Raw genomic sequence first — 23660 nt, 5'->3', positions numbered from 1 at the left:
ACGCGTTCTACGGCAGATAAGAGGGGAGGTGTAGATTTTGGCTGAAACGATCAAGGGTATTAATGTCGTTATCGGAGCAGAGACAAAAGGGCTATCGGCTGCTTTATCAGATGTGAATAAACGAAGCAAGGATTTACAAGGTGAGTTAAAACAGATTGATAAGCTGCTTAAATTTGACCCAGGTAACACGGAATTGCTTGCTCAAAAGCAGAAGATTTTGACAGATGCCATTTCCAATACTTCAGACAAGCTTCAAACCCTAAAAGCAGCGCAGCAGCAAGTAGCTGACCAATTCGCGCGTGGCGATATCACAGAAGGTCAGTACCGTGCTTTTCAAAGAGAGCTTGTCCAGACTGAACAGGAATTGAAAAGGCTGCAAAACAGCCTGAACAGTTTGAACGTGCCGACAATTAACGTTGTCATTAATGGAGACACCAAGGATTTATACGCATCATTGGACGGTGTTAACAAGCGTAGTAAAGAGCTACAAACAGAACTGCGGCAAGTGGACCAGCTTTTGAAATTTGATCCTGGGAACACCGAACTTTTAGCCCAAAAACAAAAGCTTCTATCCGATGCCATTTCCAATACATCCGATAAGCTGAACACGCTTCGCAGCGCTCAACAGCAGGTCACAGAGCAGTTTCAGCGTGGGGATATATCGGAAGAACAGTATCGAGCTTTTCAACGTGAGCTGGTCCGTACAGAACAGGAACTACAACGTTTTGAAAACGGCTTACGTGAAGCCCGTGGTGAACTGGACGATTTAAGCGATGAAGCAGGCGATGCAGGAAACAAGATAGGGGAAGTCGGGGAAAAGTTCAAGGCGGCAGGCGATAAAATTAAAGGTGTCGGCGTAGGACTTACGGCGGGTGTTACTGCGCCGCTTGTGGCTATCGGTGCGGTAGCTGGGAAAACGGCGATGGATCTGGACGCAGCAGCAGGGAAAATGGAAGCTTCCCTGGGGATCACGGCAGAGGAAGCGGAAAAGCTGGCTGTCGCAGCTCAGGGTATCTGGAAGAACGGATTCGGGGAAAGCCTTGGTGAAGTTAATCAAGCTCTTATTACCACTAAAACAAATATCCGAGGTTTGGACGATTCAACACTGACCGACTTAACCCAAAAAGCAATGATTTTGAAAGAAACATTTGATGCGGAAGTAAATGAAACAACCCGTACCGCTTCCGTGCTGATGAAGAACTTCAAAATTTCTGGATCGGATGCTATGGACCTTATCACCGTAGGTTTTCAGCGCGGGGGTAACTTCTCAGATGAATTGCTGGATACCTTACGGGAATATTCGCCACAGTTCAAAGGCTTAGGCTACAGTGCCGAACAGTTCACCGCTATCCTGATTGCAGGCGCTGAAAAAGGCGCGTTTAATCTGGACAAAATTGGGGACAGCGCTAAAGAAGCGTTCCTGAGAGTAGGAGACGGAAGTAAAAGCTCACGTAATGCCCTAACCTCTTTAGGACTGGATTTTAAGAAGGTAGAGAATGACATAAACGCTGGTGGGCAAGGTGCGCAGAGGGCTTTTGGTGCGGTTGTCACAGCCATTGCGGGCGTGAAGGACCCAGCCAAACAAGCACAAACAGCGGTAGCCCTCATGGGTACACCGTTGGAGGACTTGGGGCCACAGTTCCGTGATTTTTTCGCTACGGTTAATACTGACCTAGGGAATTTTAAGGGATCAACGGATAAAGCAGGAGCTGCACTTAAAGATAACTTAGGTGACCGCTTCAATATCTTAATCCGTAACTTACAAAGTAGTCTGGCCCCACTGGGCGAAACACTGGTAAGCCTAGCCGAAAAAGCTCTGCCGCCGATCACACAGGCCGTGGATACCCTTGCGACTGCGTTTTCGTCTATGTCTCCATCTATGCAAATGGTTGTGCTTGCTATAGCGGGTATTTTAGCAGCCATTGGCCCGCTGGTTGTAATCTTCGGCACCATTATATCTTCTATAGGTACGATCATCACAGCCTTTAGCGCGGTATCTGGAGCCTTTGCCGCTTTTGGTCCGGTTGTCGCCGCATTGACCGGACCGATAGGCATTGCAATAGCAGCCATAACCGCTTTAGTGGCTGGCCTGACCTATCTATACAATAACAATGAAACAGTGCGTAATGGTCTTAATGCCGCTTGGGAGGCTATCAAGGCGGCGGCTATGGCTATCTTTGGAGCGATTAAAGACTTTTGGGACCAATGGGGCGGGCAAATCACTGAACTGTTTCAAGGAATGTGGGATCTGGTCAAGTCTGTATTTGACACCGTTATTAACGCGATTGCCGATGTGGTCAAGTCCGTTTTTGACAGTATAAAAGCTTTTTGGGATAAGTGGGGCAAAGATATTACCACGTTCTTCAAAGCGTATCTGGAAGGCTTAAAGATTCTCTACGGCACTATTTTTTCAGCGATCTTTGAAGCCATTAAATTTATATTCAATGAGATTAAAGCCTTTTGGGATAAATGGGGCAGCACCATCGTTGAAGCCTTTAAAGGAATTTTCACGATCCTGAATACCATCTTTGGTGCAACCTTTACGGCTATTTTTATAGTGATAAAAACCGTCTTTACGCAAATTAAAGCTTTTTGGGATACGTGGGGCGCTACCATTACCACATTGTTCAAAACCGTGTTTGATGTGGTCAAGACGGTTTTTCAAGGTGCATGGAATACCATCAAAATTGTGGTGGAAACCGTAATAGGGGTTATCTCAGGCATTATCAAAACGTGGCTGGCTGTTTTTAAAGGTGACTGGGCCGGGGCATGGGAAAATGCAAAGTCAGTTGTTACGACAATCTGGAACGGCATCAAAGCTTTGTTCAAAAATGCATTCCAGACGATGGTTAAAATAGGTAAGGATATTATCCAGGGTTTAATCAACGGTATTGCAAATATGAAAGATGCTGTTATGAAGAAGACCAAGGAAATATCTGAGGGCATGGCTGAGCAAATAAAAAGATTTTTCGGTATTCATTCACCATCCCGATTAACTACAGAATACGGTGAATACATCTCGCAGGGTTTAGCGAACGGGATTGATAATAAATCTAAGGCGGCTGAAAAATCCGCCAAAAATACAGCGAAAAAGGTGAATGACGCTTTTAAAGAGTCGTTTGCCAGCGCACAGCATAAATACAAAGTCGGTACGCTGGACACGTCACAGTACATCGCTGCTCTGCAAGGTGTGCAAGGGCAATATGCTAAAACCTCAGCGCAATACCGCAAAGTAACAGAAGAAATATCCAAGGTAAACAAGACTTTAACCAAGGAACAGGAACAGGCGCTAAAACAGTCTTTTGACAACTCTAAAGCGTGGATAGATAAGCAGACTCAAGCGAATCAGCTTTCGTTGACTCAGCAGCTTGTAGCCTGGGAAAAGGTACAGGCCCGGTATAAAGCTGGATCAGAGCAGCGGAAAGCAGCAGAGGAAGCAGCGGGAAAGGTGAGACTGGAGATCTATAACCAGTTGAACCAAGCTGGCGATGACTTTTTAGCCAAGACTAAGGCCATCAATGAAAATGTAGCGGCTGAAGAATTAAGGCTTAATCAGGTATATGAGCAGGCGGTAGAGCAGCGAGCGAAATCTATTAATGATTTTGCTGGCTTATTTGATGCTGTCGTCATGAAGTCAGAGACAACCGGACAGCAGCTCTTGGATAATTTGCGCGGTCAGGTGGATTATCTTGCTACCTGGGCTTCAAGCATTGAAACGCTAGCGGCACGGGGCATTGATAAAGGTTTGCTGGAGGAACTACGGCAGATGGGGCCTAAGGCTGCGCCTGAGCTGGCAGCGCTGAATCAATTGACTGATTCGCAACTTGCGGAGTATTCGGAGCTTTGGCGTACCAAGTCCGCAGAATCACGGGCTATTGCGGTGCAAGAGTTACAGGGGATTCGGCAAGACACTGACCTACAGATTCAGCAGCTTCGCGCCAAGGCCAACACCGAAATGGACGGACTGAAAAAGGACTTTGAAGCAAAGGTAAAAGCCATCCGGTCCGGTACCGTTGGTCAATTTAATGCCATGAAAGCCGATCTGCCAACCATCGGCAAACAGGCCATGCAAGGGTTGTTGAATGGTTTATCTTCTATGCAAGGGGCTGTAACAGCTAAAGCGCGAGAGATTGCCAATTCCGTTCGTACTACCATGCAAAAAGCGTTAGACATTCATTCTCCTTCCCGTGAAATGGCGTGGATCGGTGAAATGGCTGGTCAAGGGCTTGTACAAGGTATGGCGGGTATGATGTCCAGTGTTAGGCAGCAGGCGCATGAAATGGCTGTCGCTGTTCAGCCTTCCGTATCACCAGCAGCAGGTGACACCGGAGCGAACGGGGTAACCAATATCAATATGGAAGGCTTATTTGCTGGAGCAGTGTTCAACGTCAGACAGGACGAAGACATTAAATCGCTGGCTAAAGAGATGGCGTATGAATTATTTGCGCTTACTCAGGGAGCCGCACGCGGGGCAGGTGGAACACGTTGATTGATGAAATGATATGGCTTGGTGGGAAGTCCAATGCTGAATTGGGCTTTTTTGTGCTGGGTACGTCCAAACGTCCGGGGTTACCAAACACGGTAGACCGGACGTTATCTATTCCGGGGCGTAACGGGCTGTGGAATTATGGAGCCGATCATGAGGCAAGAAATTTCACTTATGAGTGTGCTTTTATCACAAAAGATTATATGGAGCTGCAACAGCGTGTCATGACCTTGGCTGCACATTTGGTGGACAGCTACGGCAAGCCGAGAGAGTTAGAGCTAAAGCAGCGGGAGCGTCCGGGACAGGCGTTTGTGGTTCAATACGCAGGTAGTTTTGACGTAGAACGAATTATGGGCGTAGGAAAATTTTCCTTGCCTTTGATTGCCTTTGATCCTTTTGCCTCTGGGCAGGAGCGTATCTATGAAACCATAATCACAAAATCACCTGAGAATGTACAGATATACTCGGGCGGTAATATCCGTGCTTATCCATATATCGTACTTACCAACATTGGCACCACCACTTTGCGCAGCTTCAGAATTGCTAATGAATATCAAGTAGAATAGGAGGTCTTTATATTGGCAGACATATTACTAAGTAAGTCGAACTGGTGGAAAACAGCCTGTATTAATGCGGCTTTGCGTGGAGTTAACTTTGCTTCCCCTCAAACGCTTTACATTGCCCTATACACCAGTAGTCCAACTGATGCGGACACAGGGCAGGAGGTAAGCGGTGGAGGCTATACGCGCCGTGCTGTGACGTTCTCAGAACCAGTTATAGCGGATCGTAGAGCCGTCACTTCCAGCGTGGGTGATGTCTCTTTCCCTATCGCTGGAACAGATTGGGGCTTGGTCACTCATATCGGCATTCGCACAGCAGCAACCGGGGGCAATCTTGTATATCACGGTGCAGTCAAAACGCCAAGAACTGTCCAGACGAATGACACGCTGCGCTTCTTGGCAGGTCAAATTAAAGTAGATGAAGGGTAGGCGTGAAGTATGGAAAAAATGTATCCTCCAGTTGTAAATTCTCCAAAAACGGAACTTACCGAATTGATCACAGACACGCAAACCGAAATTACAGTCGCCAACGCCGCTGTGCTTTTACAGGGCGAGGGTATTGCTGTTTTAGGCAATGGGGATGTAGCGGAAACCATTACGTATACAAGCGTAGAGGAAAACATCCTGAAAGGCTGTGTACGTGGCTATGAGGGTGTTGCCCGTGCTTGGCCTGTCGGTACACGGATTGCACGCAATTTCACGGCAGCGGACTTCCGGGCAGTACAGGGCAATGTTACTGAGATGGACGAAAAGGTAACAGAGTTGTCCGCTACGGTAGCCGAGAAGACACAAAACGCATCTTTAACTAAAAAGGGCGTTACCCAACTCTCCAAGGCCGTTAACGGTACACGGGATGATATAGCGGCTACAGAGAGTGCGGTAAGTTCTGCGTATGGCCTAGCAAATAGCGCATATCGCAATCGAGGCAATGCACCAACAAACTGGAATGATGCCACCCTATCGGGTAGTTACAATGTGGCTCTTTCCGCATGGACAGGTTTTTCGAACTTTCCACCCGGAGCCTATACCTACGGCAAACTTGTGGTGAATTACGACAGCGGTGCTATTGTTCAAATGTACTTTTCACATGATAATCCTGGTCGTGTCTATACACGAATTGCTTTTGCTGGTCTTGATTGGAGAGAGTGGACAGAGGTGTTCACTGTAACGGATGGGGTTATACCTAGAGATGTAACTATAGCCGGGGTTGAAAAAGCGTTGGTTATGAAACAATCGTCTGGTTCAAAAGCTATGAGGCTTCAAGTTGCAACGGATGGTTCACTTTATTTCCAGAAGGCAAACATCAATACAGGTGCAGCAGAAAGTAGTCTTGTATGGATTGGCACAGATGGTAACATGTTTTGGCAAGGTGGGGACCTGAACACTTTAAAGTCTGCATCCATTAACCTGTACTCAGGAAATGGAAGCCCCGAAGGGGTTGTGAGTGCGCCTGTCGGCTCTCTATACCGCAGGTGGGATGGCGGAGCAAATACCACGCTTTACGTTAAACAATCAGGTAGCGGGAATACGGGGTGGGCAGCGAAATGATAAAAGAATGTGTAGTATTAAATGACGAAGTAATCAACATCGGACCTTGGGATTATAATCGGCAGCAAGTGCTGTTGTCACCAGCAGAGTATGACGATGAGGGAAAAGTCACGAAAGAAGCTGTGTACGAAGAACAGACCACGAACCCGTTACCTGAAGGGGCAACTATCGAAGAACGGGAAATTGAAGTTGCACCGGATGGCGGACTGGTTATAAAGGGTTCAGTACAACCGACTGGTGATGAACTTCTTGGGCAGCAGCTTACGGAGTTAAAAATTCAGGCCATGCAGCAAACCCAACTTTTAGCGAGCATGGGCGCTGAACTGGCGGCTACAAAATTGGAACTAATTAATCTGAAAGGGGCTAATCAATCATGACATTTTGGACTCTTGCTTTTAAGTGGAACTGGGTAACGGCAGAGAAATTGAAGGGCGCAGTAATCACGGAGACAAACCGTTTCGGGGAAATAACACCGGAAGAATACAAGACCATAACAGGCGTGGACTTCCAGTAAGGAAAATTTTCCTTGCCTGATAGGAGGACGCTATGTTTAATGGTGGATTTAATAGCCTTGGTTTTAATACAGGAGATGTAGAAGGGAACATTATTGACCTTTCTGCATCTCTTTCTGGTTCCGGGCAAATGTACTCACGGAAGGTGGAGACGGATGGAACCGAAAGCGATAATGCGTTCAATCTTATGGCTTTTAATGTGGATGAACCCGGTACAATAACGGAATACATTTTGGAGTTTGTTTTGGACATGACAGCAGCGGCTAATCTATCCGGTGAAGGTCAGGCGCAGGCCGATTTTGTCCGTGAATATGCCTTGGAAGCTGTACCGATGTCGGGCGAGGGACGTATAACGGATGCTGTATACATTAGAGAAATCTTGGCGCAGGCCGTACCTATGCACGGTGAAGGTCGCATAACAGCGGATGCTAGCAGATTCCATACGGACTATATTGAGCTTATAGGCTTATTCGCTCCAGGGGATAAAGTCATAATTGATTCAAAGAACCTCAAAATTACAAAGAATGGCCAGAATGCTCTGCATGAGATGCAGGGTAATTTTTTTGACCTAAACTTGGGAAATAACGTCCTGACATGGACGGACCCGGAAACCGGACGAGACATTTTATTCCGCATCACCTACCGGGATCGGTTTGTATAAGGAGGAAACATGATAAAACATGTGACAGTTTATGATTTACAAATGCGCCGAGTAGCATTTCTGGAAAATGCATTCGACATTGGGTATGACGCATCAATGAACGCACTTTGGACAGCTCAATTTTCTTTGCCTGCGGGGGATGAAAAGAACGCTGAGTGCCAGCCGTTGTACTTTGTTGAAATCTTTGACGGTGACGTTCGGCTTGAGCTGTTTCGCATCCTATCCAGTGCGGCAAAACGAGGCAGCGGCGGGGAAACAATCACATATCAGTGCGAACACGTTTTAGCTACTCTTTTGGATGATGTGCTGTTTCAATATCACACGGTTGGTAATTTGGGTTATTACACACCGCAAGTGCTTAAATACATTCTAGATAGGCAGACTACACAGCGTTGGCGGCTGGGTGACATTCAGTTCTCACACCAGTATGAATATAATTGGGAAAATGAGAACCTTCTAGGTGCTCTATTTTCCGTTCCGCAGCCATTCACGGATGAATACATGTGGACGTTTGATACTACGTCCTACCCGTGGACTCTGAACCTTGTACAGCCCTCCGCACGAGAGGAAGCGTACATTCGATACGGAGTGAATTTGCAGGGCATAGAACGAAAGGTAGACCCGTCTCAGGTTACTACACGTATTTATGGCTTGGGTTACGGTGAAGGGGTTAACCAACTCACGTTTGCTGATATTAATGGCGGTAAGCCATATATTGACGCAGAACCGGAATACATTCAGCGCTTTGGTCTTGTACAAACCATCTTTGCCGATAAACGATTTGAATTTGCTGACACATTACTTGCGCGATGCCGGGCCATGCTCAACGAGTTGAAAGTTCCAAGCGTGCAATATACGGTTGATGCTGCTGAAATTTACGCGCTGACAAAGGACCCTATTGACCGCTTTAAAGTGGGGGCTATGGTTCGGGTGCAAGATGCGGAAATGGGTGTCGATATCGTTGCGCGGGTGCTCAAGGTAAGCAAAGGCGATCTGTTCGGCAGACCAGGGGAAGTGAAGCTAGAGATTGCCAACAAAACTCAGGATATCGCCAGCAGTATAGCCGATTTACGTAACCGGATGCACATAAGCGAAGTTTATGCACAAGGGGCTACCAATTTGGATACACGGGACTTTGCCGATAATTGCGATCCAGACCATCCAGCCATACTGAAATTCTATGTGCCTGATGATACCGTCCGAATTAATAAAGTGATGCTGTCTTTCCAAACGGAGGCTTTTCGGGCATACAGCAAAGCTATTGAGGGTGGTGGAGGTGTCAGTACAACAACGGCTGCGGGTGGACAAACCACATCCGGACCAAGTACAAGGAATACCACTGCATCCAATCCTGTTTCTACGTCAGGCCCTAGTAGCAGAACAACAACAGCTTCTGGAGGAAGACAATTGAACACAAATGTCGGTGAACAGCATTGGGAATTGAACGGAAATTATGGCCTTCCAGAGGTGTCAAGCAGAACAGGAGGACATAATCACGGAATTAAAGATGGAACGGTGTTACTTACAGAAGGAGGCGGTACTGTAACCTTTGTTCAAAAAGGTGACCATGCGCACGGGTTAGTCAGCCATTATCATACGTTTGATATTCCTGACCATGTACACAGCATGGACCATACACACCAAATCCCTGCTCATACTCATGAAATGGATCATACACATGACATTGAGGCTCACACTCACGATATTAATTTACCTGACCACACGCATGAAATTGAATACGGAATTTACGAAGGACCGCAGCCGAATAATGTTTCCATCAAAGTGGATGGGAACGCAGTTCCTGTTAATGAGACTAGCGGAAATGACATAAATATTATTCCGTACCTGTCCAAAGATGGGGATGGACGGGTTTCACGCGGGAACTGGCATGAAATACAAATAGCGCCCAATAGCTTAGGGCGCGTGGTTGCAAACGTAGTTACTCAATTATTTGTACAGAGTCGTGGTGGTGGTAACTATTGAGTTAAGCCAATATTTTTAAGGTCAGTTAGGTTCAGCATGGTTCCGTCTTCACTAAAGTTTATGCCTACAGTTCCAGAAGGACTATTTGCATTTACAATACCCTTCTTTTCATTGGGGAGTGCAACGGTAACTGTCTGTTCACCTGATTTTAAAGTGATTTCACTTGTCAGATTCCCAGTCGCGGTAATACCGTAATTGGATAATTTGCTGAGAGAAACCCACTGTGGTGACTGAGTTTTTGTTTCTACGCTCACTGGTTTTTCAGCTCCTTCCGCTTTGGATTGCAAATCAATCTTTTTGCTCTTTGCATCAAATTGCAAATCATATCCGGTCAACCCGGCAACCTCTCTGACTGGTAAATATGTAGTGCCTTTATATACGAGTGGATCTGATTTAAGTGTCTGCTGCTGACCATCTACAGAAATTGCATATTTACTTACTACAGCTTGGACAGTTGGGGAGGTAGCAGCTACAGCCGCCGTTGCCGATCCGATCAACATACCAGCTACTAAACCAATTATCATTTTTTTCAAGGGGTACAGCTCCTTTTTTCATAGATTATACCATTTATTACGGTATTTCAGGCTAAAATTTTTGTATTCCAAGGGGGTACTTCAAATGAAAACTACAATTGAAAGTGATAAGGATAAAGGACAAATTATTAATGCCCAGCCGCTTTTTATTATTAAAGATGGTGCTGATTTAGATCAAATCTGCAAAGATATATCATCTCAAATTATTGATGCTTCCCGCAGAGACTCCCACTATTTGATCAGAAAATAACGAGAATATTGGTAAGTCTGTAATTTCATTCTGACTAAAAGGTTTTAATCGTGCATTTTTTATTGTGATTAATGATGTTTCATTCACAAATTCAGATCTATCAGCTATGTTCATTTCCACTCCAAGAAGTAATTTATGCATTGGTGAATTGTTGTCCAATTCACATTCAATGAGGCCGAAGTTAGTAAGAATAATCAAGTTGGAGCTTGGTTCCGAAACTGATATTTCTTTCACTTCTGGATCTTTGGCGAGATCTATAGCTTGAGCATAGGCTCTAATGACCATTTCTTTATAATCGATTTTCTCTGCTTGATGTTCATGATTGGTTGCTGTTTCTTGTTCACTCATTTGAGATGCTCCTTTTTCGGCTGGGCATCATGGATATTCGACAGAATAGGAGTTATTTCCTTTTATTAACTTAAAGAAGGTGGTTCCAATGAACTAAATGCTTGTATCGGCCTCCGGTTATATTGGGAGGTTTATTGTGCTGGAATATTTAACAGAATAATTTACACGGATTTTGACAAAGGGCAGGATAATTTTCCTGACCCAAATAGGGGGAAGTAAAGTGGATAGAGTGGATTTGGTTTTTAAATGGTTTACTGCTGCAGGTAGTACGGCAGCAGCTTATTTTTTTGGTGGCTGGTCTGGTGTGCTAGGAGTGTTACTAGTGTTCGTAATCTTTGATTATATAACCGGATGTGCGGCGGCTAGTGCAACAGTCGGATTGAAAAGCAAAGTAGGTTTGATCGGTATTGCGCGTAAGGTATTTATTTTCGCTATGGTTGCCGTTGGGCATCTTGTGGACGGTGTTTTAGGGGATAGCCATTTGTTCAGGGACACAGTGGCTTACTTCTATATGGCGAATGAACTGCTTTCGATCATCGAAAACGGCGGCAGGCTGGGCGCACCTATCCCTCCGGTTATTCGGCAGGCCGTGGAAGTGTTGAAGGGAAAAGGCGGTAGCAATAATGATAAGGGAGCTGATATGTAATGCAGACGCGCAAAGTATCAAAAGCAGGAATTGATCTAATTAAATCATTTGAAGGATGTCGCTTGACGGCGTACAAGCCAGTGCCAACTGAAACGTATTGGACCATAGGTTGGGGCCATTACGGATCGGATGTTAACGCAGGCAAGACTATAACACAGGTCCAAGCTGACGCAATGTTGGTCGCTGACCTTGTCAAATACGAGGCATACGTCAAGGATAAGGCGTATGTCCCAGTGGAACTTAACCAAAATCAATTTGATGCCTTGGTCAGCTTTTGCTACAACTGTGGTGCGAGCAATCTCAAGACGCTCTGTAAAGGTCGCACAGCCGCACAGATTGCTCAGAACATCATGAAGTACGATAAGGCTGGCGGCAAGGTGTTGGCTGGTCTGACACGCCGTAGAAATGCAGAGTGGGCTTTGTTCAACAAGCCAGTCGCAGAGACTAAGGAGGAAGAGACAGTGGAAAAGGCAAATGTAATCGTAAATGGTAAGACTATCGCTGACGTTAAGATGATTAACGGTACGACGTATGTTCCACTGCGGGCTGTAGGTGAAGCGTGGGGTGCTACAGTGGAATGGAACGGTAAGACTAACACGGCTACAGTAAAAAAGTAGTACTGACTATATGAACATTCCTACTATTAGTGTAGTTGTAGGTGCTAACATTTTTTATTAAAATTCATCAGTTTTAGGAGGGACTATAAACCCGACTAATAATGAGCTGTCGGGTTTATAGTTATTAGAATTTTTAAAAAACCTCAGTCTGGAGTTTAACTCTTTATTTGACATGTGCTTTGGATTTCTCGCGCAAGAAAGGGGGCGTTCTTCCTTCGTTAATCTTCCGAAGCACCTCTAAGACACCTACTGCACCAGCAGTATACTCATCAAGTAGATTTTGCAGTTCTTCAGTAAGTATATCCTTCAATGTTGTCGTCAACCAGTCAATGTCATCTCGATCTCGGTCTCCTGCAATTTCTAATTGCAGATCGACACCATTATCTATGGCCATTGTTAACCAATTAGCTTCATCACTATCAGGGAGCACATTTTGAAGATAACAATGACGGTGACGTTCAGGTTTATCTAATACGCCTTCCACAGTAGTCCTAAGGACTGGAGATATCATGTAATAGAATCCATCATTGTCTCTTATAAGATTACATACAGCATAGTGCGATTCGCCCTGACGATCTTCGTGAATGCCATGCAGATGTGCCCACAGAAATGCACCTGATGGACCGCCTGTTGCAAGAATTGCTTGTGCATTCCCGACTGCAAAAGACTTCTCCGCTTCCAAAACACGACTTGATTCGGCTGGGGGTTCTAACCTTACTCCATCTGCATCGTCATTTGCACAATTCCAGTTGTTGTTCACTCTTGTCATTCCTTTCAGTAGTGTAGTACTTAATGGTGCATTTTAGTAATGTCCAGGCAGTGATTTTATATGCAGGTGAAGTTTATACTGGAGGGATGGAATAGGGATAAAAATCATTTCAGCTGGCAGAAGAGAAAGATATTTTAGTATTAGACAATATTAAGCCCTCGGATTATTCCGAGGGCTTAGCTTCTGTTTTTCTAGGTTTTTTAACTAGTGTCTTTACATACAAATAAGGCTTCCCATGATATTCCCAATTATTCTTTTGATCTTCTCGCTTATTGATTCGTATTTTTATTTCGATATTTGCTACCTGACGTTGAAATTGAGAGATGTACCTTTTACAAAGTCTCAGTCCGTTTTCCTCTTTGTCATTTAGAATAACTTTTAACAAGAATCCATTAGCGTAGATTTCAAATCGGTAGATGTTCATGACATGGGCGCTCCTTCTAAGAGGTTAAAGAACTTTTAGAAGGAGCATAACACTCATAGTTTTTTTTGACCATATTTTGACCATATTTGAACCAGAACAGACCCTAAGATATCGGAATAAAAATTTTTTTCTTCCTATTATACTGCGGAAAACTGAACGCATCCGAACGTTATATTTTCGAACGTAAAAAATACGGTCTCAAAGCCGCTCGTCGTGCACCACAGTTCTCGAAACGTTAATATTTCGAATACAGAAGAACCTTTTCCTTATGGAAAGGGTTCTTTTTTTAATTTCCTAATCATTACCCACATGTGGATAAGTAGACCTAGTTTAAAGCTATGAGTTTCGGCATGTTTCAGCGAATACATAAATAACCGCATGCAAATGCACGGAAAACGAGAAGTTATCCACGAAGGAATTGAAGATGATATTGTTATACACAAATACAGTTTGCTATTTCAACGTAGTTTATTCTGTAATGTTTATAACCTGTGACTAAATATATTGTCCGGCTATTTAGTTTAGCCTGGTCTTAATATTCTCTGCTAAGTGCTGTTTCGCGAGGGTACTTTGCTTTCACCTGTTTATGTAAAGTTCTCGTTGATATGTTCTGGGAGCACTGTCTATGCCTCTTGTAGAGCTGTTTTGGGCGCAGCAGGGATACAGCAAGGAATACCTCTTTTTATTTGTGTGTACTGAGCAGAAGGACGATCCTTAACCTAACTGTCGGCTGCCTAGGCTGCTGCAATTGCAACGGCGATGTACTTGTTGCTGGTAATAGAAATAGTCTACACAGCAATCGCCACAAACTATAAACAGGAGCACTATGCATTGTCCGACTGTTTACCCTCATAAAATCGCTCCTCATTGATGACAGCTTTAAAAAGACTTCCAGAGCGATAAGAGCCTTGTTTGTGTCCAGTGGATCAATTGTTCGGTAATTGCCTCTACAAGCGCTATAGGATTGGATAGAGGCATAATAAGAATTCAGCGCGGAGTCATTTCTTTTATAATTTCCACAATGAAGGTATCGCTGACGCCAGAGCTCCTGAATAGTATAGTGGTTTCATCTGGCTAAAAATTCGGGTAAATGCTATTTCGCTTTTACCCTCTTCTGAACTTATCCACATACGGACTTCATCTTTTGAATGCAGAATAAGAATTCTGAAGCTAAAGGTATTTTCAAATCCCTCAGTTGGCGTCCTTCGATAATCTTAGATTCAGAAACGATGCTTGTTATCTTCTATAGATAGTTTTGCATGATCAAGCAACCCAAAGCTGTTCAGTATTACCGATGGCTGCCTCGCACTGGGCACAGGATTAGGATACGCTGCTCCTAGTTGACTCTAAAGCATTTTACTCAGAAAATCCGCAAGCAGACGTTAAGTACAAAAAAACATTTTGGCTATCAAATCATTCAACCAAGTGATTTTACGTAGCATGATAGGTTGTCAAAAAAATGCTTATCCGTACGTTCGGTTTGCTCTTCCAAAGTCACCATAGGGAATATTCCTTCAAGGACCAAACTACTTCCATATGTTGTTGTATAAGAAAGGCCTTTTTTTAAAAGCGTACTGTTAGTACATCTTTGTCTTCGACAGGGTGGAGAACAAGCCATCTTTCTTGACGGAAAAAATCCCTAATTCAAGCATACTTTCAGCTACAATAGTTACCTTTAGTAACCAAAGAGCTTATGTACCATTCTCAAATGTTTGGTATAAGAATATTTTATATAAAGTCAATGTACTTGGTTGGATACGCAAGAAAGCATTAAAGAATGCTGACAGAACAACATTCCTACAAGTTTGGGTGGATAAATGCTTGCATCAGGACATTTTGCCTTGGATTGACAATGATTAAGAAAGTTTTATACTGTATTTAATCTTATTAGTTTAGTCGGTATTGGAGTGACACTATTTATGAATCTTCATATGGAGGCGCATTGATAATGAATTTATTGGAGAAAGAAGCGTTGATTAGAGTCAAGGCAATTGAACTGGAAGATGCTACGCCAGAGGAAATTATCCAGTATGCTGTTCTTACATTTCCCAATCTTACCTTTGCTTGTAGCTTCGGAGCAGAAGATGTAGTACTAGTAGACATGCTTCAAAAAATTAGCCCTTCCACCGACATTTTTTACTTGGACACCGACTTTCATTTTCAAGAAACTTACGATACGCGAGATCAGATGAAGGCCAGGTACAACTTGGATTTTGTTAGAGTCTCTCCCTTAATTACTCCCGAAGAGCAAGCGGCTAAACATGGAGAGGAACTGTGGAAAACAGATCCTAACACATGTTGTGGTATACGCAAAGTTGAGCCGCTGACACGCATTTTGTCGCAATACGATGCATGGATTACCGGTATTCGCCGCGATCAGGCCCCTACTCGCGCGAATTCAAAAAAGATAGAGTATGATGAAAAGTTTGGACTCGTTAAATTTAACCCCTTGGCAAGCTGGACATCCGAGGATGTATGGAACTATATCCGCACTCATGAAGTGCTGTATAATCCATTGCATGACCGCAATTATCCAAGTATCGGTTGTGAGCAATGTACCCGTGAGGTCCTACCAGGTGAAGATCCTCGTGCAGGTCGCTGGTCTGGCAATGAGAAAACGGAGTGCGGGCTCCATCAATAAAATGATATTCAGGTAGCTATGAGTCATATTTATGAAGAAGAAGGGAAGTGCATTATGACTGCAATTCTTCCGCATGGCGGAACACTTGTTGATAAAATCATTACAGGACCGAAGCAAAAAGCACTTTTGCAGGCCGCAGAGGAATTGTTTCCTATCCGTGTAAACTCATGGACCATTTCTGATCTGGATTTGATTGGAGTGGGGGCTTTCTCTCCTTTGACGGGGTTTATGAATGAATCTGACTATAGGTCAGTGGTAACAGATATGCGTCTTGCCGATGGTACAGTCTGGAGTATTCCCATTACTCTTGCAGTTGCAGAAAGTATAGCCAGTGAATTGAAATTAGGTCAGCAGGTGGCTTTAGTGGGGGAAACAGACGGTACCATTTATGCTGTACTTAATATTGAAAGTATTTATCAGGTAGATCAGGCTGAGGAAGCCAGAAGAGTATTCAAGACGGATGACCCGGCTCACCCTGGCGTAAACAAACTGTTAGATCGACCTGCTACGTATGTTGGTGGATCTGTGCAAGTGCTGAATCGGCCGGAGGCCACACAATTTAGTGAGTTTTACTATACACCATCACAGACACGCGACTATTTTGCAGAAAAAGGCTGGAAAACAGTGGTCGGTTTTCAAACACGAAATCCGGTACACCGAGCACATGAGTACATCCAAAAAAGCGCGATGGAGATTGTGGATGCATTGTTTCTAAACCCACTCGTTGGTGAAACCAAGTCAGATGACGTTCCGGCAGATGTGCGTATGAAGAGCTATCTGGTGCTGCTGGACAATTATTATCCGGCTGATCGGACTTTTCTGGGGGTATTTCCTGCTGCCATGCGATACGCGGGCCCTAGAGAGGCCATTTTTCATGCTATTGTGCGAAAGAACTATGGCTGCACCCATTTTATTGTTGGAAGGGATCATGCTGGTGTAGGAGACTATTATGGTACCTACGAGGCACAGGAAATTTTCAGGCACTTTACACCTGAAGAGCTGGGGATTACTCCATTGTTCTTTGAACACAGCTTTTATTGCACCCGATGTGGAAACATGGCTTCAAGTAAAACATGCCCACATCCCAAGGAGCAACATTTAACGCTCTCGGGCACCAAGGTACGGGAATTGTTGCGCTCTGGGGTTTGCCCGCCACCTGAATTTACACGACCGGAAGTTGCTCAAGTGCTGATTGAAGGTATGAAGGAATTTGTTCATGCCTGAGTTGTACTATCTACACGCCTCGTCCCATATAGATTATTAGTATCTGTATAGGACGGAGGCGTTTTGTTATGCAAAAAAATAATCGTAAAAACGAGGTTACACTGTGGATTCGCTATCGGACGTTGCAAAAAATGCTGTTGGGCTGTTGTCTCGCCGTTCTATTTATTACGCTGGCATTGTATGAGATACCTGCTTCGAGAGCTTGGACCCATTGGAGTTTACCCCTTACAGGTAAAGTAATTGCCATAGATGCTGGACACGGAGGGCCTGATGGAGGGGCGGTTAGCAAAGAAGGGATTATTGAAAAGGATATTAATCTGGCAATCGCTTTTTATTTGCGGGATTATTTACAGCAAGCAGGTGCTGTTGTTGTCATGACACGTGAGGATGACCGTGACCTGGCGCAGCAAGAAACGAAAGGTTATTCCAAAAGAAAAACGGAGGATTTGAAGCAGCGTGTGCGTATAATTGAGGAGCAGAAAGCAGACCTCTTTCTAAGTATTCATATGAACAGTATCCCGTCGAGCCGTTGGAGTGGAGCCCAGACCTTTTACGTACCTAACCATGCAGATAACGAGAATTTGGCGTCTTTAATTCAGGAAGAGATCAAACGTAACTTGGAAAATACGGACAGAGTGGCTAAGACCGTGAACACAGTTTATTTATTGAAAGCTCTCAAAATGCCATCAGCCCTTGTTGAAGTCGGATTTTTGTCCCATCCAGAGGAGGCCAGACGACTAAGTGACGTGAACTATCAAAGACAGGTGGCGGCGTCCATATATAAGGGGATTTTGCGTTACTGTGCCGGGGAAAAGGGGATCTCACCAGCACCTGAGGCCAGATAGTGGTATACTGTAAGTGTTTACCACTCCGTAAATTCATCAAAGCAGAGGTGCTGATAAATCATGCAATCAAGAGAGCAAGTTATAGAGTTACTTCAACAAGTACGGGAGCCTTATACAGGACGCCGTCTAGTCGATCTCCATTTTATTCGGGATGTGGTTGTTAAAGAGGATCGTGTATCCTTGACCGCTATTAGTCTGAATAACCAGGAAGAGACGCTTGCAGAACTGGAGCGGGAAATCCGGCAGACTTTAGAAGAGGCGGGATTAAGTCACGTCCATATTCGTATTCGTGAGGCATCTGAGCATGAAAAGTCCGCAATTCAAGCTGGGGAGAATACCGAGGACGCCGCTGACCCGGTTTTGACCAAAGGACATGCTGTCGGTATGGAAGAACATGAGCTGCTTAACCCAGCATCTGGCGTCCGGTTTATTGCTATTGCAAGCGGAAAAGGTGGTGTCGGAAAATCGACAGTAGCTGTAAATTTGGCTGCTGCTTTAGCTAGACATGGGAAGCGTGTGGGTTTAATTGATGCGGATATCTATGGATTCAGTGTGCCGGATATGATTGGAGTAGAGGATGTGCCTTCTGTCGAAGAGGGTATCATTCAGCCAGTGGAGCGATTTGGTATCAAAATCATGTCTATGGGCTTCTTTGTCAGAGAGAACAACCCGGTGATCTGGAGAGGTCCCATGCTGGGGAGAATGCTCAGACAGTTTTTTAGTGATGTCGAATGGGGAAAACTGGACTATATGATTCTCGATTTACCACCAGGCACTGGCGATGTAGCGCTTGACGTACATCAAATGATTCCGCAGAGTGAAGAAATCATTGTCACTACTCCACATGCAACGGCGGCTTTTGTAGCTGCACGTGCAGGCGCAATGGCGCTTCAAACGGATCATAAGGTCATCGGTGTTGTGGAGAACATGTCTTATTATGTGTCCTCCACTGGAGAAAAGGACTATGTTTTTGGGCGAGGAGGAGGGGCTATGCTGGCAGACACTCTTCATACAAAACTTCTTGCTCAAATTCCGCTGGGTATTCCAGATAATCATCCGTCAGAAGCCGACTTTTCTCCATCAGTATATAAATCCGAGTCGGCGACAGGAGCCATTTACAATGATATTGCTGCTCAAATTATGATCTTGCACACGAAATCTAAATAAAGAAAAAAGGCTGGTTTTTAAACCAGCCTTCAGATTGTCGAGAAACCCCGTCATTTTGAGACGTGGGTTTCTTTTTCACATCATAATGCTCTGGTCTCTGGAGAAGCAGGGGGGGTTACCCCTGTTTCTCCAGGCGATCTAGGTGGATCGCCATCTTCTTCATGTTCTGCACGGCTGCCGTCATAAGGGCTTGTTCCCTGACGTTTGGAAGACCGCGCAAACGGCAATAGCGAAACCCATGGAGCTCTTTGGCATCCGCGAAGCTTCGCTCAATCGTCTCTTTTCGTTTGCGGTACAGCTTTTTACCAGATGGGCTCAGCCGGTTGCTCCGTACCCACTCTTTGCTGTCTTCCCAGACATGCCGAGTCACCACTTTGCGGTGGTTTCGAGACTGGGTACACTGACTTAGCAGTGGGCAATGCTGGCACTGAGCTGGGTCAGAGGCATACTGCCGGTATCCCTTACGGTCCGTCGTTCGGTAGGGCAGTTCCTGTTGGGCTGGGCATCTATACGCATTGCGTTTGGCATCGTATTCAAACTTCCATTTCGGAAACAGTCCTTGTCTGGGATGGAATCTTCGGTGAGCAATCACGGCAAAAATCTTTCGGTTCTGCAAACCTCGGCAAATCGGCGTTGTTAAATAACCTGAATCTAGTGCAACAGCTTCTACTTGAAAACCAAAACGTTCTCTTTGGCGATCCAAACGGGACAAATAGGGGACAGAATCATGTACATTCCCTGGTGTCACATGCACGTCCGTAATCAGATTGTACTTCATATCCACCGTGCGGTGGTCCAGATAGAAGAAGCCTTCGGGCTTGCCATCACGGATCATATAGCCGCTGTCCGGGTCTGTTTTGCTCACTTTAATTTCTTTTTCTTCGTTCACTTCCTCTCGGGATTTTAAGGCTTTTTTCCGTGGTTTCTCCGGTCATCCTTCACCGCTTCGTTCAGCTCGTCCATATAGTCTTTAGTATTCTGCAACACTTGTTCTTTGGTGTACTGGTGCCTGTTAGCATTGGCTTTGACGTGTGTGGAATCGGTGACGAGAACACGCCCACCCACCATTCGGTGAGAGATCGCCTGCAGCACAATTTCATCGAAGATATCTTGAAAGATCGTGGTGTCTTTAAAGCGAGTGCGACGATTCCAGCTAATCGTCGTATGGTCCGGAACTTTATCCGTTAAGCCCAACCCCAGAAACCAACGATAAGCTAGGTTCGTCTGAATTTCTCGCTCGAGTTGCCGTTCTGAGCGAATGCCATAGAAATAACCGAGAAAGATCATTTTAAACAATACGGTAGGATCAATGGCAGGACGCCCGTTGTCTGCACAATACAGTGGTCGAACTTTATCATCGATAAACGAAAAATCGATATACTTATCTACTTTGCGGAGCAAGTGATCTTGAGGAACCAGATCTTCGATGGAAACAAATTCGTAGGATTGTTGTTTTTCGCGGTTGGAGCGTAGCATATCAACACCATCCGTTCTACAATAGTTACCTATATTATACAACATTAACGCGGTGTCGTCTTAAACAAAATTAACATAAAATAGGCTGTCGAGACTTTCTCGACAGCCTGAAGGCTGGTTTTTAAACCAGCCTTTTTATTATTGGCTTCCTCCTTGTTCTCCTTCGCCCCCACCTTCGCCGCCGCCACCACCTTGCTTATCGCCGCCTGCACCGCCTTGCTCACCACTTTTTTTCTCAACCTTGGGTTGAAGCTCCTCTTGTACGACGGTTTTGAGTAAATTCATAACCTCAAGTCGGAAAATCGGATTTTGCATGGCATCATGCATGACTGTCATAGATTGTTTGCGATATTCAGGGGTTTTAGTTAAGTCCATATACATTTTGGTTAATTCTGGCGACTTGAGCATTGCTTCAATTGATTTTTGATAAGAAGGGTCTTTTATAAGTTGCATATGAAGCTGTTTGCTTTGGCTGTTGATGGCTTTGGCAAATTCTCCGGCAAAACGCGGATCAGTCATAATCTTTTCGATTTCTTTTTTATATTCAGGTGATATCAAAGTATCTTTGACTGCGATCTTCATCTGCTCAGCCGATTGCATGGGCATAAGCATCTTCATTCCCATGCTGCCACCAGCCCCACCACCAGATCCACCCTCTTCACTGCTTTGACCGGATTGTCCTTCTTTGGATGAACTGTTTTCCCCAGTTAAAGCTTCCTCTACCGCTTTTTTTCCGTCATCACTTTTCAGGATATCGACAACCATCGTTTTCATCTCTTTATAACTGTTCTGGGGGGGCGCAGAACCCTGATCCGAGCCGCATCCACTCAGTGCAACGCCCAGTACGCATACCGTGCTAACAAATCGCAAACGAGTCCAATTCATGGCCGTATTCCTCCTTCATCATGAATGTGGATAGTATGCGGATGAATGGGGAGAAATATGTCGATTTGCTTTTGGTTTTTAGCTGAGAACGATGTAAAATAACTCCTTAAAGACCCAGTGCCTGATCGCGTACCTCTTTGCCTTTTACTGTACCCTGTTGAAGCAGTTCAGATACAGTCACGAATTCATAGCCCTGTGCACGCAACTTGTCGATAATGACGGGCAAGGCTTCATGCGTTTGTTTACAGGAATCACTGGCATGCAGAAGGACGATATCGCCAGGATGCGCTTTATTTACAACACGGTCGATTATGACCTGAGTACCAGGGTTTTTCCAATCCAGGGAATCTGTATCCCACTGAATGGTTTTGTAGCCTAAAGTGCCGGCAACCTGAAGGACCCTTTTATCAAAGTCGCCATTAGGCATACGGATCAACTTCGGGGACTGTCCCGTCAGTTCGGTTAATGTGGTATGAGCAATTGAAATCTGCTTACGAATATCTTCATCGCTTAAGCTACTGTAATTTTCATGTTTATGGCCATGACTGCCGATTTCAAATCCACTTTCTTTAATCTGATTCACAAGCTCTGGATGTGTTTTACTCCAAGGGGCAGAAAGGAAAAAGGTGGACTTGGTCACTTTTTTATCCTCAAGGACTTTTAAGATGGGGGCAGTACGCTTATCCCCCCAACTAATATCAAAGGTGAGAGCGATCAACTTTTTGTCCGTGGGTACACTATAAATAGCGGTTGGTGCTTCCTCGGAAAAAACCGTAACATTATCGGTTTCTACATAAATGACTCCAACGGTAAAGACCGCTGCAGCCATTACGATTAAGAATCGTTTGATTTTTTTACCGTTTAATACATAGAAAAAAGAATTCATGGTTAATAACGCTCCTTTCATCCTAGAAGTGCTTGTTTACTTAAAGCTATGCCAGGGGTTGTCAATTATTCCATTAGACTAATAGGAGGAATTATCAAATGGGACTAAAAGCATTTCTTCACGATTTACACACGATAAGACGGTTAATTTTAATCTCTGCACTTCTTTTCTGCGCAAGTATTATAGTGGGATGGTTAAGTTCAGGCACTATTCAATCCATACTGGCGCAACAAATGGAGGGGCTGGGAGAAGTAGCGCAGCGCTTGCAGAATTCTGAGCATCCACAATGGAGTTTTTTTGTATTTATCTTTTTCAATAATGCAATTAAATGTGTGCTGGTTATATTTATGGGGGCTGTATTTGGAATCGTACCGTTTATATTTTTGATTGTGAACGGTATGGTATTAGGGTTCGTAGTACACTTGCAGACAGATATAGGAAGAAGTATGTATGAAGTTGTTGTAAAAGGGTTACTGCCTCACGGTGTGATTGAATTGCCTGTTTTGATTATCGCCTGTGCCTTTGGATTGAAGTTTGGAATCAACATAATGGCTACTATAGGTACAAGCATAGGGCTAAAGCGCAAAGGAACTGGCCCATCGTGGGATGTATTTGTGAAACAAACGTTGAGGATCTCCCTATGGTCTGTCATCTTACTGCTTATAGCAGCTGCTATTGAGAGTGGCATAACTTATCGTTTATTGTCACAATAAAATATTATGGCCAATTATTTATATATTTCCTGAAAATTGAACATAACAAAGGGGAGAGCCTAAAGAGAAGCTAAAGATTAATCGGGGTAAGTTTGAAACCTTAGCAGTTGAGTTTAAAAACAGGTAAAGATTGGAACAATAGTTGAGCAAATATAAGTACTTTATAATCTGCTGATAAGGGAGTATGGTCATATGTTGGGAATGCTGTTTAACGAAAAAGAATGCAAGGAACTTGACTACGTTCTTCGTAAGGAGCTAGATGAAATGCTGCTTGATATGAGCGATACTCGATTGGATCAAGATATTCGCTACGCAATCGCACTTCGATATAAAACAGTCTTCCGCATGTATGCCCGTTTTGCACCCGCCAAGGAACTATCAAAATATGCTCGCAGAGGGCGAGTCCCACAAACTAAACAATGAAAAGGTAGAAACTACATCAGATATCAGGAAGTAAACTATTTTTAAAAGCTTATACTTTCTGAT

24 protein-coding genes are annotated in these 23660 nt (G+C 44.4%); 17 read left to right on the top strand and 7 right to left on the bottom strand.

What is annotated here, in order from left to right; translation table 11 throughout:
- Window positions 1–37 precede the first annotated feature (37 nt).
- Genes MKY98_RS22890 through MKY98_RS22855 form a run of 8 tightly spaced genes read left to right on the top strand, consistent with a single transcriptional unit; the run spans window position 38 to window position 9750 of the window.
- Window positions 38–4489 carry a phage tail tape measure protein gene (locus MKY98_RS22890; protein WP_341011269.1) on the top strand — a complete coding sequence of 1484 codons (4452 nt, stop codon included), beginning with the start codon at window positions 38–40 and terminating at the stop codon, window positions 4487–4489.
- Window positions 4486–5052: a phage tail domain-containing protein gene (locus tag MKY98_RS22885; RefSeq protein ID WP_341011268.1), complete on the top strand. Its 567-nt coding sequence runs from the start codon at window positions 4486–4488 to the stop codon at window positions 5050–5052. Before MKY98_RS22890 ends, MKY98_RS22885 begins: the two co-directional genes overlap by 4 nt.
- A gap of 12 nt (window positions 5053–5064) precedes the next feature.
- A complete protein-coding gene (locus MKY98_RS22880) occupies window positions 5065–5475 on the top strand; it encodes a phage tail fiber protein (RefSeq protein ID WP_341011266.1) in 411 nt (136 codons plus the stop codon).
- Between the two features lie 9 nt (window positions 5476–5484).
- A complete protein-coding gene (locus tag MKY98_RS22875) occupies window positions 5485–6594 on the top strand; it encodes a pyocin knob domain-containing protein (RefSeq protein WP_341011264.1) in 1110 nt (369 codons plus the stop codon).
- Window positions 6591–6971, top strand: a complete 381-nt coding sequence (locus MKY98_RS22870; protein WP_341011262.1) for a hypothetical protein — start codon at window positions 6591–6593, stop codon at window positions 6969–6971. Before MKY98_RS22875 ends, MKY98_RS22870 begins: the two co-directional genes overlap by 4 nt.
- Window positions 6968–7108, top strand: a complete 141-nt coding sequence (locus tag MKY98_RS22865; RefSeq protein WP_019686685.1) for an XkdX family protein — start codon at window positions 6968–6970, stop codon at window positions 7106–7108. The genes MKY98_RS22870 and MKY98_RS22865 overlap by 4 nt, the downstream gene beginning before the upstream one ends.
- 32 nt (window positions 7109–7140) lie before the next feature.
- Window positions 7141–7767 carry a phage distal tail protein gene (locus MKY98_RS22860; RefSeq protein ID WP_341011259.1) on the top strand — a complete coding sequence of 209 codons (627 nt, stop codon included), beginning with the start codon at window positions 7141–7143 and terminating at the stop codon, window positions 7765–7767.
- Between the two features lie 9 nt (window positions 7768–7776).
- Window positions 7777–9750: a phage tail protein gene (locus MKY98_RS22855; RefSeq protein WP_341011257.1), complete on the top strand. Its 1974-nt coding sequence runs from the start codon at window positions 7777–7779 to the stop codon at window positions 9748–9750.
- Here MKY98_RS22855 and MKY98_RS22850 read toward each other — a convergent pair.
- Together MKY98_RS22850 and MKY98_RS22845 are read right to left on the bottom strand one after the other, a co-directional pair.
- The gene (locus MKY98_RS22850; RefSeq protein WP_341011448.1) at window positions 9744–10274 is read right to left on the bottom strand and encodes a stalk domain-containing protein; all 531 of its coding nucleotides are present in this window, start codon (window positions 10272–10274) and stop codon (window positions 9744–9746) included. The two genes, MKY98_RS22855 and MKY98_RS22850, sit on opposite strands and share 7 nt — an antisense overlap.
- Window positions 10275–10476: 202 nt before the next feature.
- Window positions 10477–10881, bottom strand: coding sequence for a hypothetical protein (locus tag MKY98_RS22845; RefSeq protein WP_341011255.1), 405 nt, complete (start codon window positions 10879–10881; stop codon window positions 10477–10479).
- A 220-nt stretch (window positions 10882–11101) separates the two neighbouring features.
- Here MKY98_RS22845 and MKY98_RS22840 point away from each other — a divergent pair, with 220 nt between their 5' ends.
- A complete protein-coding gene (locus MKY98_RS22840) occupies window positions 11102–11527 on the top strand; it encodes a phage holin family protein (protein WP_341011254.1) in 426 nt (141 codons plus the stop codon).
- Entirely contained in the window at window positions 11527–12144 is a 618-nt protein-coding gene (locus MKY98_RS22835; protein ID WP_341011253.1) for a glycoside hydrolase family protein, read from the top strand. Before MKY98_RS22840 ends, MKY98_RS22835 begins: the two co-directional genes overlap by 1 nt.
- A 163-nt stretch (window positions 12145–12307) precedes the next feature.
- Here the strand turns inward: MKY98_RS22835 and MKY98_RS22830 are convergent, their stop codons facing one another.
- Window positions 12308–12904, bottom strand: coding sequence for a hypothetical protein (locus MKY98_RS22830; protein WP_341011251.1), 597 nt, complete (start codon window positions 12902–12904; stop codon window positions 12308–12310).
- A 172-nt stretch (window positions 12905–13076) separates the two neighbouring features.
- Complete coding sequence (locus MKY98_RS22825; protein WP_341011250.1) at window positions 13077–13337, bottom strand: hypothetical protein; 261 nt, start codon at window positions 13335–13337, stop codon at window positions 13077–13079.
- A 110-nt stretch (window positions 13338–13447) separates the two neighbouring features.
- On the opposite strand from MKY98_RS22825, the gene rpsI reads away from it, so the two are divergent.
- The 5 genes from rpsI to MKY98_RS22800 all read left to right on the top strand — a co-directional run bounded on the left by rpsI (window position 13448) and on the right by MKY98_RS22800 (window position 19214).
- Window positions 13448–13576, top strand: a complete 129-nt coding sequence (gene rpsI, locus MKY98_RS27110; protein ID WP_442952055.1) for a 30S ribosomal protein S9 — start codon at window positions 13448–13450, stop codon at window positions 13574–13576.
- A gap of 1709 nt (window positions 13577–15285) precedes the next feature.
- On the top strand, window positions 15286–15978 hold the full coding sequence (locus MKY98_RS22815; protein WP_029514483.1) for a phosphoadenylyl-sulfate reductase: 693 nt from the start codon (window positions 15286–15288) through the stop codon (window positions 15976–15978).
- Between the two features lie 54 nt (window positions 15979–16032).
- Entirely contained in the window at window positions 16033–17202 is a 1170-nt protein-coding gene (sat, locus tag MKY98_RS22810) for a sulfate adenylyltransferase (RefSeq protein WP_029514482.1), read from the top strand.
- A 68-nt stretch (window positions 17203–17270) separates the two neighbouring features.
- Window positions 17271–18047, top strand: coding sequence for an N-acetylmuramoyl-L-alanine amidase CwlD (cwlD, locus tag MKY98_RS22805; RefSeq protein ID WP_029514481.1), 777 nt, complete (start codon window positions 17271–17273; stop codon window positions 18045–18047).
- 60 nt (window positions 18048–18107) lie between these two features.
- On the top strand, window positions 18108–19214 hold the full coding sequence (locus MKY98_RS22800) for an Mrp/NBP35 family ATP-binding protein (RefSeq protein ID WP_029514480.1): 1107 nt from the start codon (window positions 18108–18110) through the stop codon (window positions 19212–19214).
- A 115-nt stretch (window positions 19215–19329) separates the two neighbouring features.
- On the opposite strand, the gene MKY98_RS22795 is transcribed toward MKY98_RS22800, so the two are convergent.
- The 3 genes from MKY98_RS22795 to pdaB form a co-directional block, all read right to left on the bottom strand.
- Window positions 19330–20690, bottom strand: a protein-coding gene (locus MKY98_RS22795; protein ID WP_241113430.1) for an IS1182 family transposase whose coding sequence is annotated in 2 segments (ribosomal slippage) — window positions 19330–20123 and window positions 20123–20690 — 1362 coding nt in all. Because the reading frame shifts where the segments join, the coding sequence is not laid out codon by codon here.
- 138 nt (window positions 20691–20828) lie between these two features.
- A complete protein-coding gene (gerD, locus tag MKY98_RS22790) occupies window positions 20829–21575 on the bottom strand; it encodes a spore germination lipoprotein GerD (protein WP_029517534.1) in 747 nt (248 codons plus the stop codon).
- A 106-nt stretch (window positions 21576–21681) separates the two neighbouring features.
- Window positions 21682–22461: a polysaccharide deacetylase family sporulation protein PdaB gene (gene pdaB / locus MKY98_RS22785; protein WP_023990485.1), complete on the bottom strand. Its 780-nt coding sequence runs from the start codon at window positions 22459–22461 to the stop codon at window positions 21682–21684.
- A gap of 98 nt (window positions 22462–22559) precedes the next feature.
- On the opposite strand from pdaB, the gene MKY98_RS22780 reads away from it, so the two are divergent.
- A complete protein-coding gene (locus MKY98_RS22780) occupies window positions 22560–23174 on the top strand; it encodes a stage II sporulation protein M (protein WP_069012757.1) in 615 nt (204 codons plus the stop codon).
- A 192-nt stretch (window positions 23175–23366) separates the two neighbouring features.
- Window positions 23367–23597, top strand: coding sequence for a hypothetical protein (locus MKY98_RS22775; RefSeq protein ID WP_013312131.1), 231 nt, complete (start codon window positions 23367–23369; stop codon window positions 23595–23597).
- Window positions 23598–23660 lie beyond the last annotated feature (63 nt).

The organism is Paenibacillus sp. FSL M8-0228 (assembly GCF_038007385.1).
In the GTDB taxonomy this organism is placed as follows: Bacteria; Bacillota; Bacilli; order Paenibacillales; family Paenibacillaceae; genus Paenibacillus; species Paenibacillus polymyxa_D.
This window is presented reverse-complemented; position numbering and strand designations above follow the sequence as displayed.

Coding starts and splice junctions, on each gene's coding strand:
- MKY98_RS22845 (WP_341011255.1), bottom strand. CDS start 10,881: ATGAGTGAACAAGAAACAGCAACCAATCATGAACATCAAGCAGAGAAA.
- MKY98_RS22870 (WP_341011262.1), top strand. CDS start 6,591: ATGATAAAAGAATGTGTAGTATTAAATGACGAAGTAATCAACATCGGA.
- MKY98_RS22780 (WP_069012757.1), top strand. CDS start 22,560: ATGGGACTAAAAGCATTTCTTCACGATTTACACACGATAAGACGGTTA.
- MKY98_RS22875 (WP_341011264.1), top strand. CDS start 5,485: ATGGAAAAAATGTATCCTCCAGTTGTAAATTCTCCAAAAACGGAACTT.
- MKY98_RS22860 (WP_341011259.1), top strand. CDS start 7,141: ATGTTTAATGGTGGATTTAATAGCCTTGGTTTTAATACAGGAGATGTA.
- MKY98_RS22850 (WP_341011448.1), bottom strand. CDS start 10,274: ATGATAATTGGTTTAGTAGCTGGTATGTTGATCGGATCGGCAACGGCG.
- MKY98_RS22835 (WP_341011253.1), top strand. CDS start 11,527: ATGCAGACGCGCAAAGTATCAAAAGCAGGAATTGATCTAATTAAATCA.
- pdaB (WP_023990485.1), bottom strand. CDS start 22,461: ATGAATTCTTTTTTCTATGTATTAAACGGTAAAAAAATCAAACGATTC.
- MKY98_RS22825 (WP_341011250.1), bottom strand. CDS start 13,337: ATGAACATCTACCGATTTGAAATCTACGCTAATGGATTCTTGTTAAAA.
- cwlD (WP_029514481.1), top strand. CDS start 17,271: ATGCAAAAAAATAATCGTAAAAACGAGGTTACACTGTGGATTCGCTAT.
- gerD (WP_029517534.1), bottom strand. CDS start 21,575: ATGAATTGGACTCGTTTGCGATTTGTTAGCACGGTATGCGTACTGGGC.
- MKY98_RS22800 (WP_029514480.1), top strand. CDS start 18,108: ATGCAATCAAGAGAGCAAGTTATAGAGTTACTTCAACAAGTACGGGAG.
- MKY98_RS22865 (WP_019686685.1), top strand. CDS start 6,968: ATGACATTTTGGACTCTTGCTTTTAAGTGGAACTGGGTAACGGCAGAG.
- MKY98_RS22815 (WP_029514483.1), top strand. CDS start 15,286: ATGAATTTATTGGAGAAAGAAGCGTTGATTAGAGTCAAGGCAATTGAA.
- MKY98_RS22775 (WP_013312131.1), top strand. CDS start 23,367: ATGTTGGGAATGCTGTTTAACGAAAAAGAATGCAAGGAACTTGACTAC.
- sat (WP_029514482.1), top strand. CDS start 16,033: ATGACTGCAATTCTTCCGCATGGCGGAACACTTGTTGATAAAATCATT.
- MKY98_RS22855 (WP_341011257.1), top strand. CDS start 7,777: ATGATAAAACATGTGACAGTTTATGATTTACAAATGCGCCGAGTAGCA.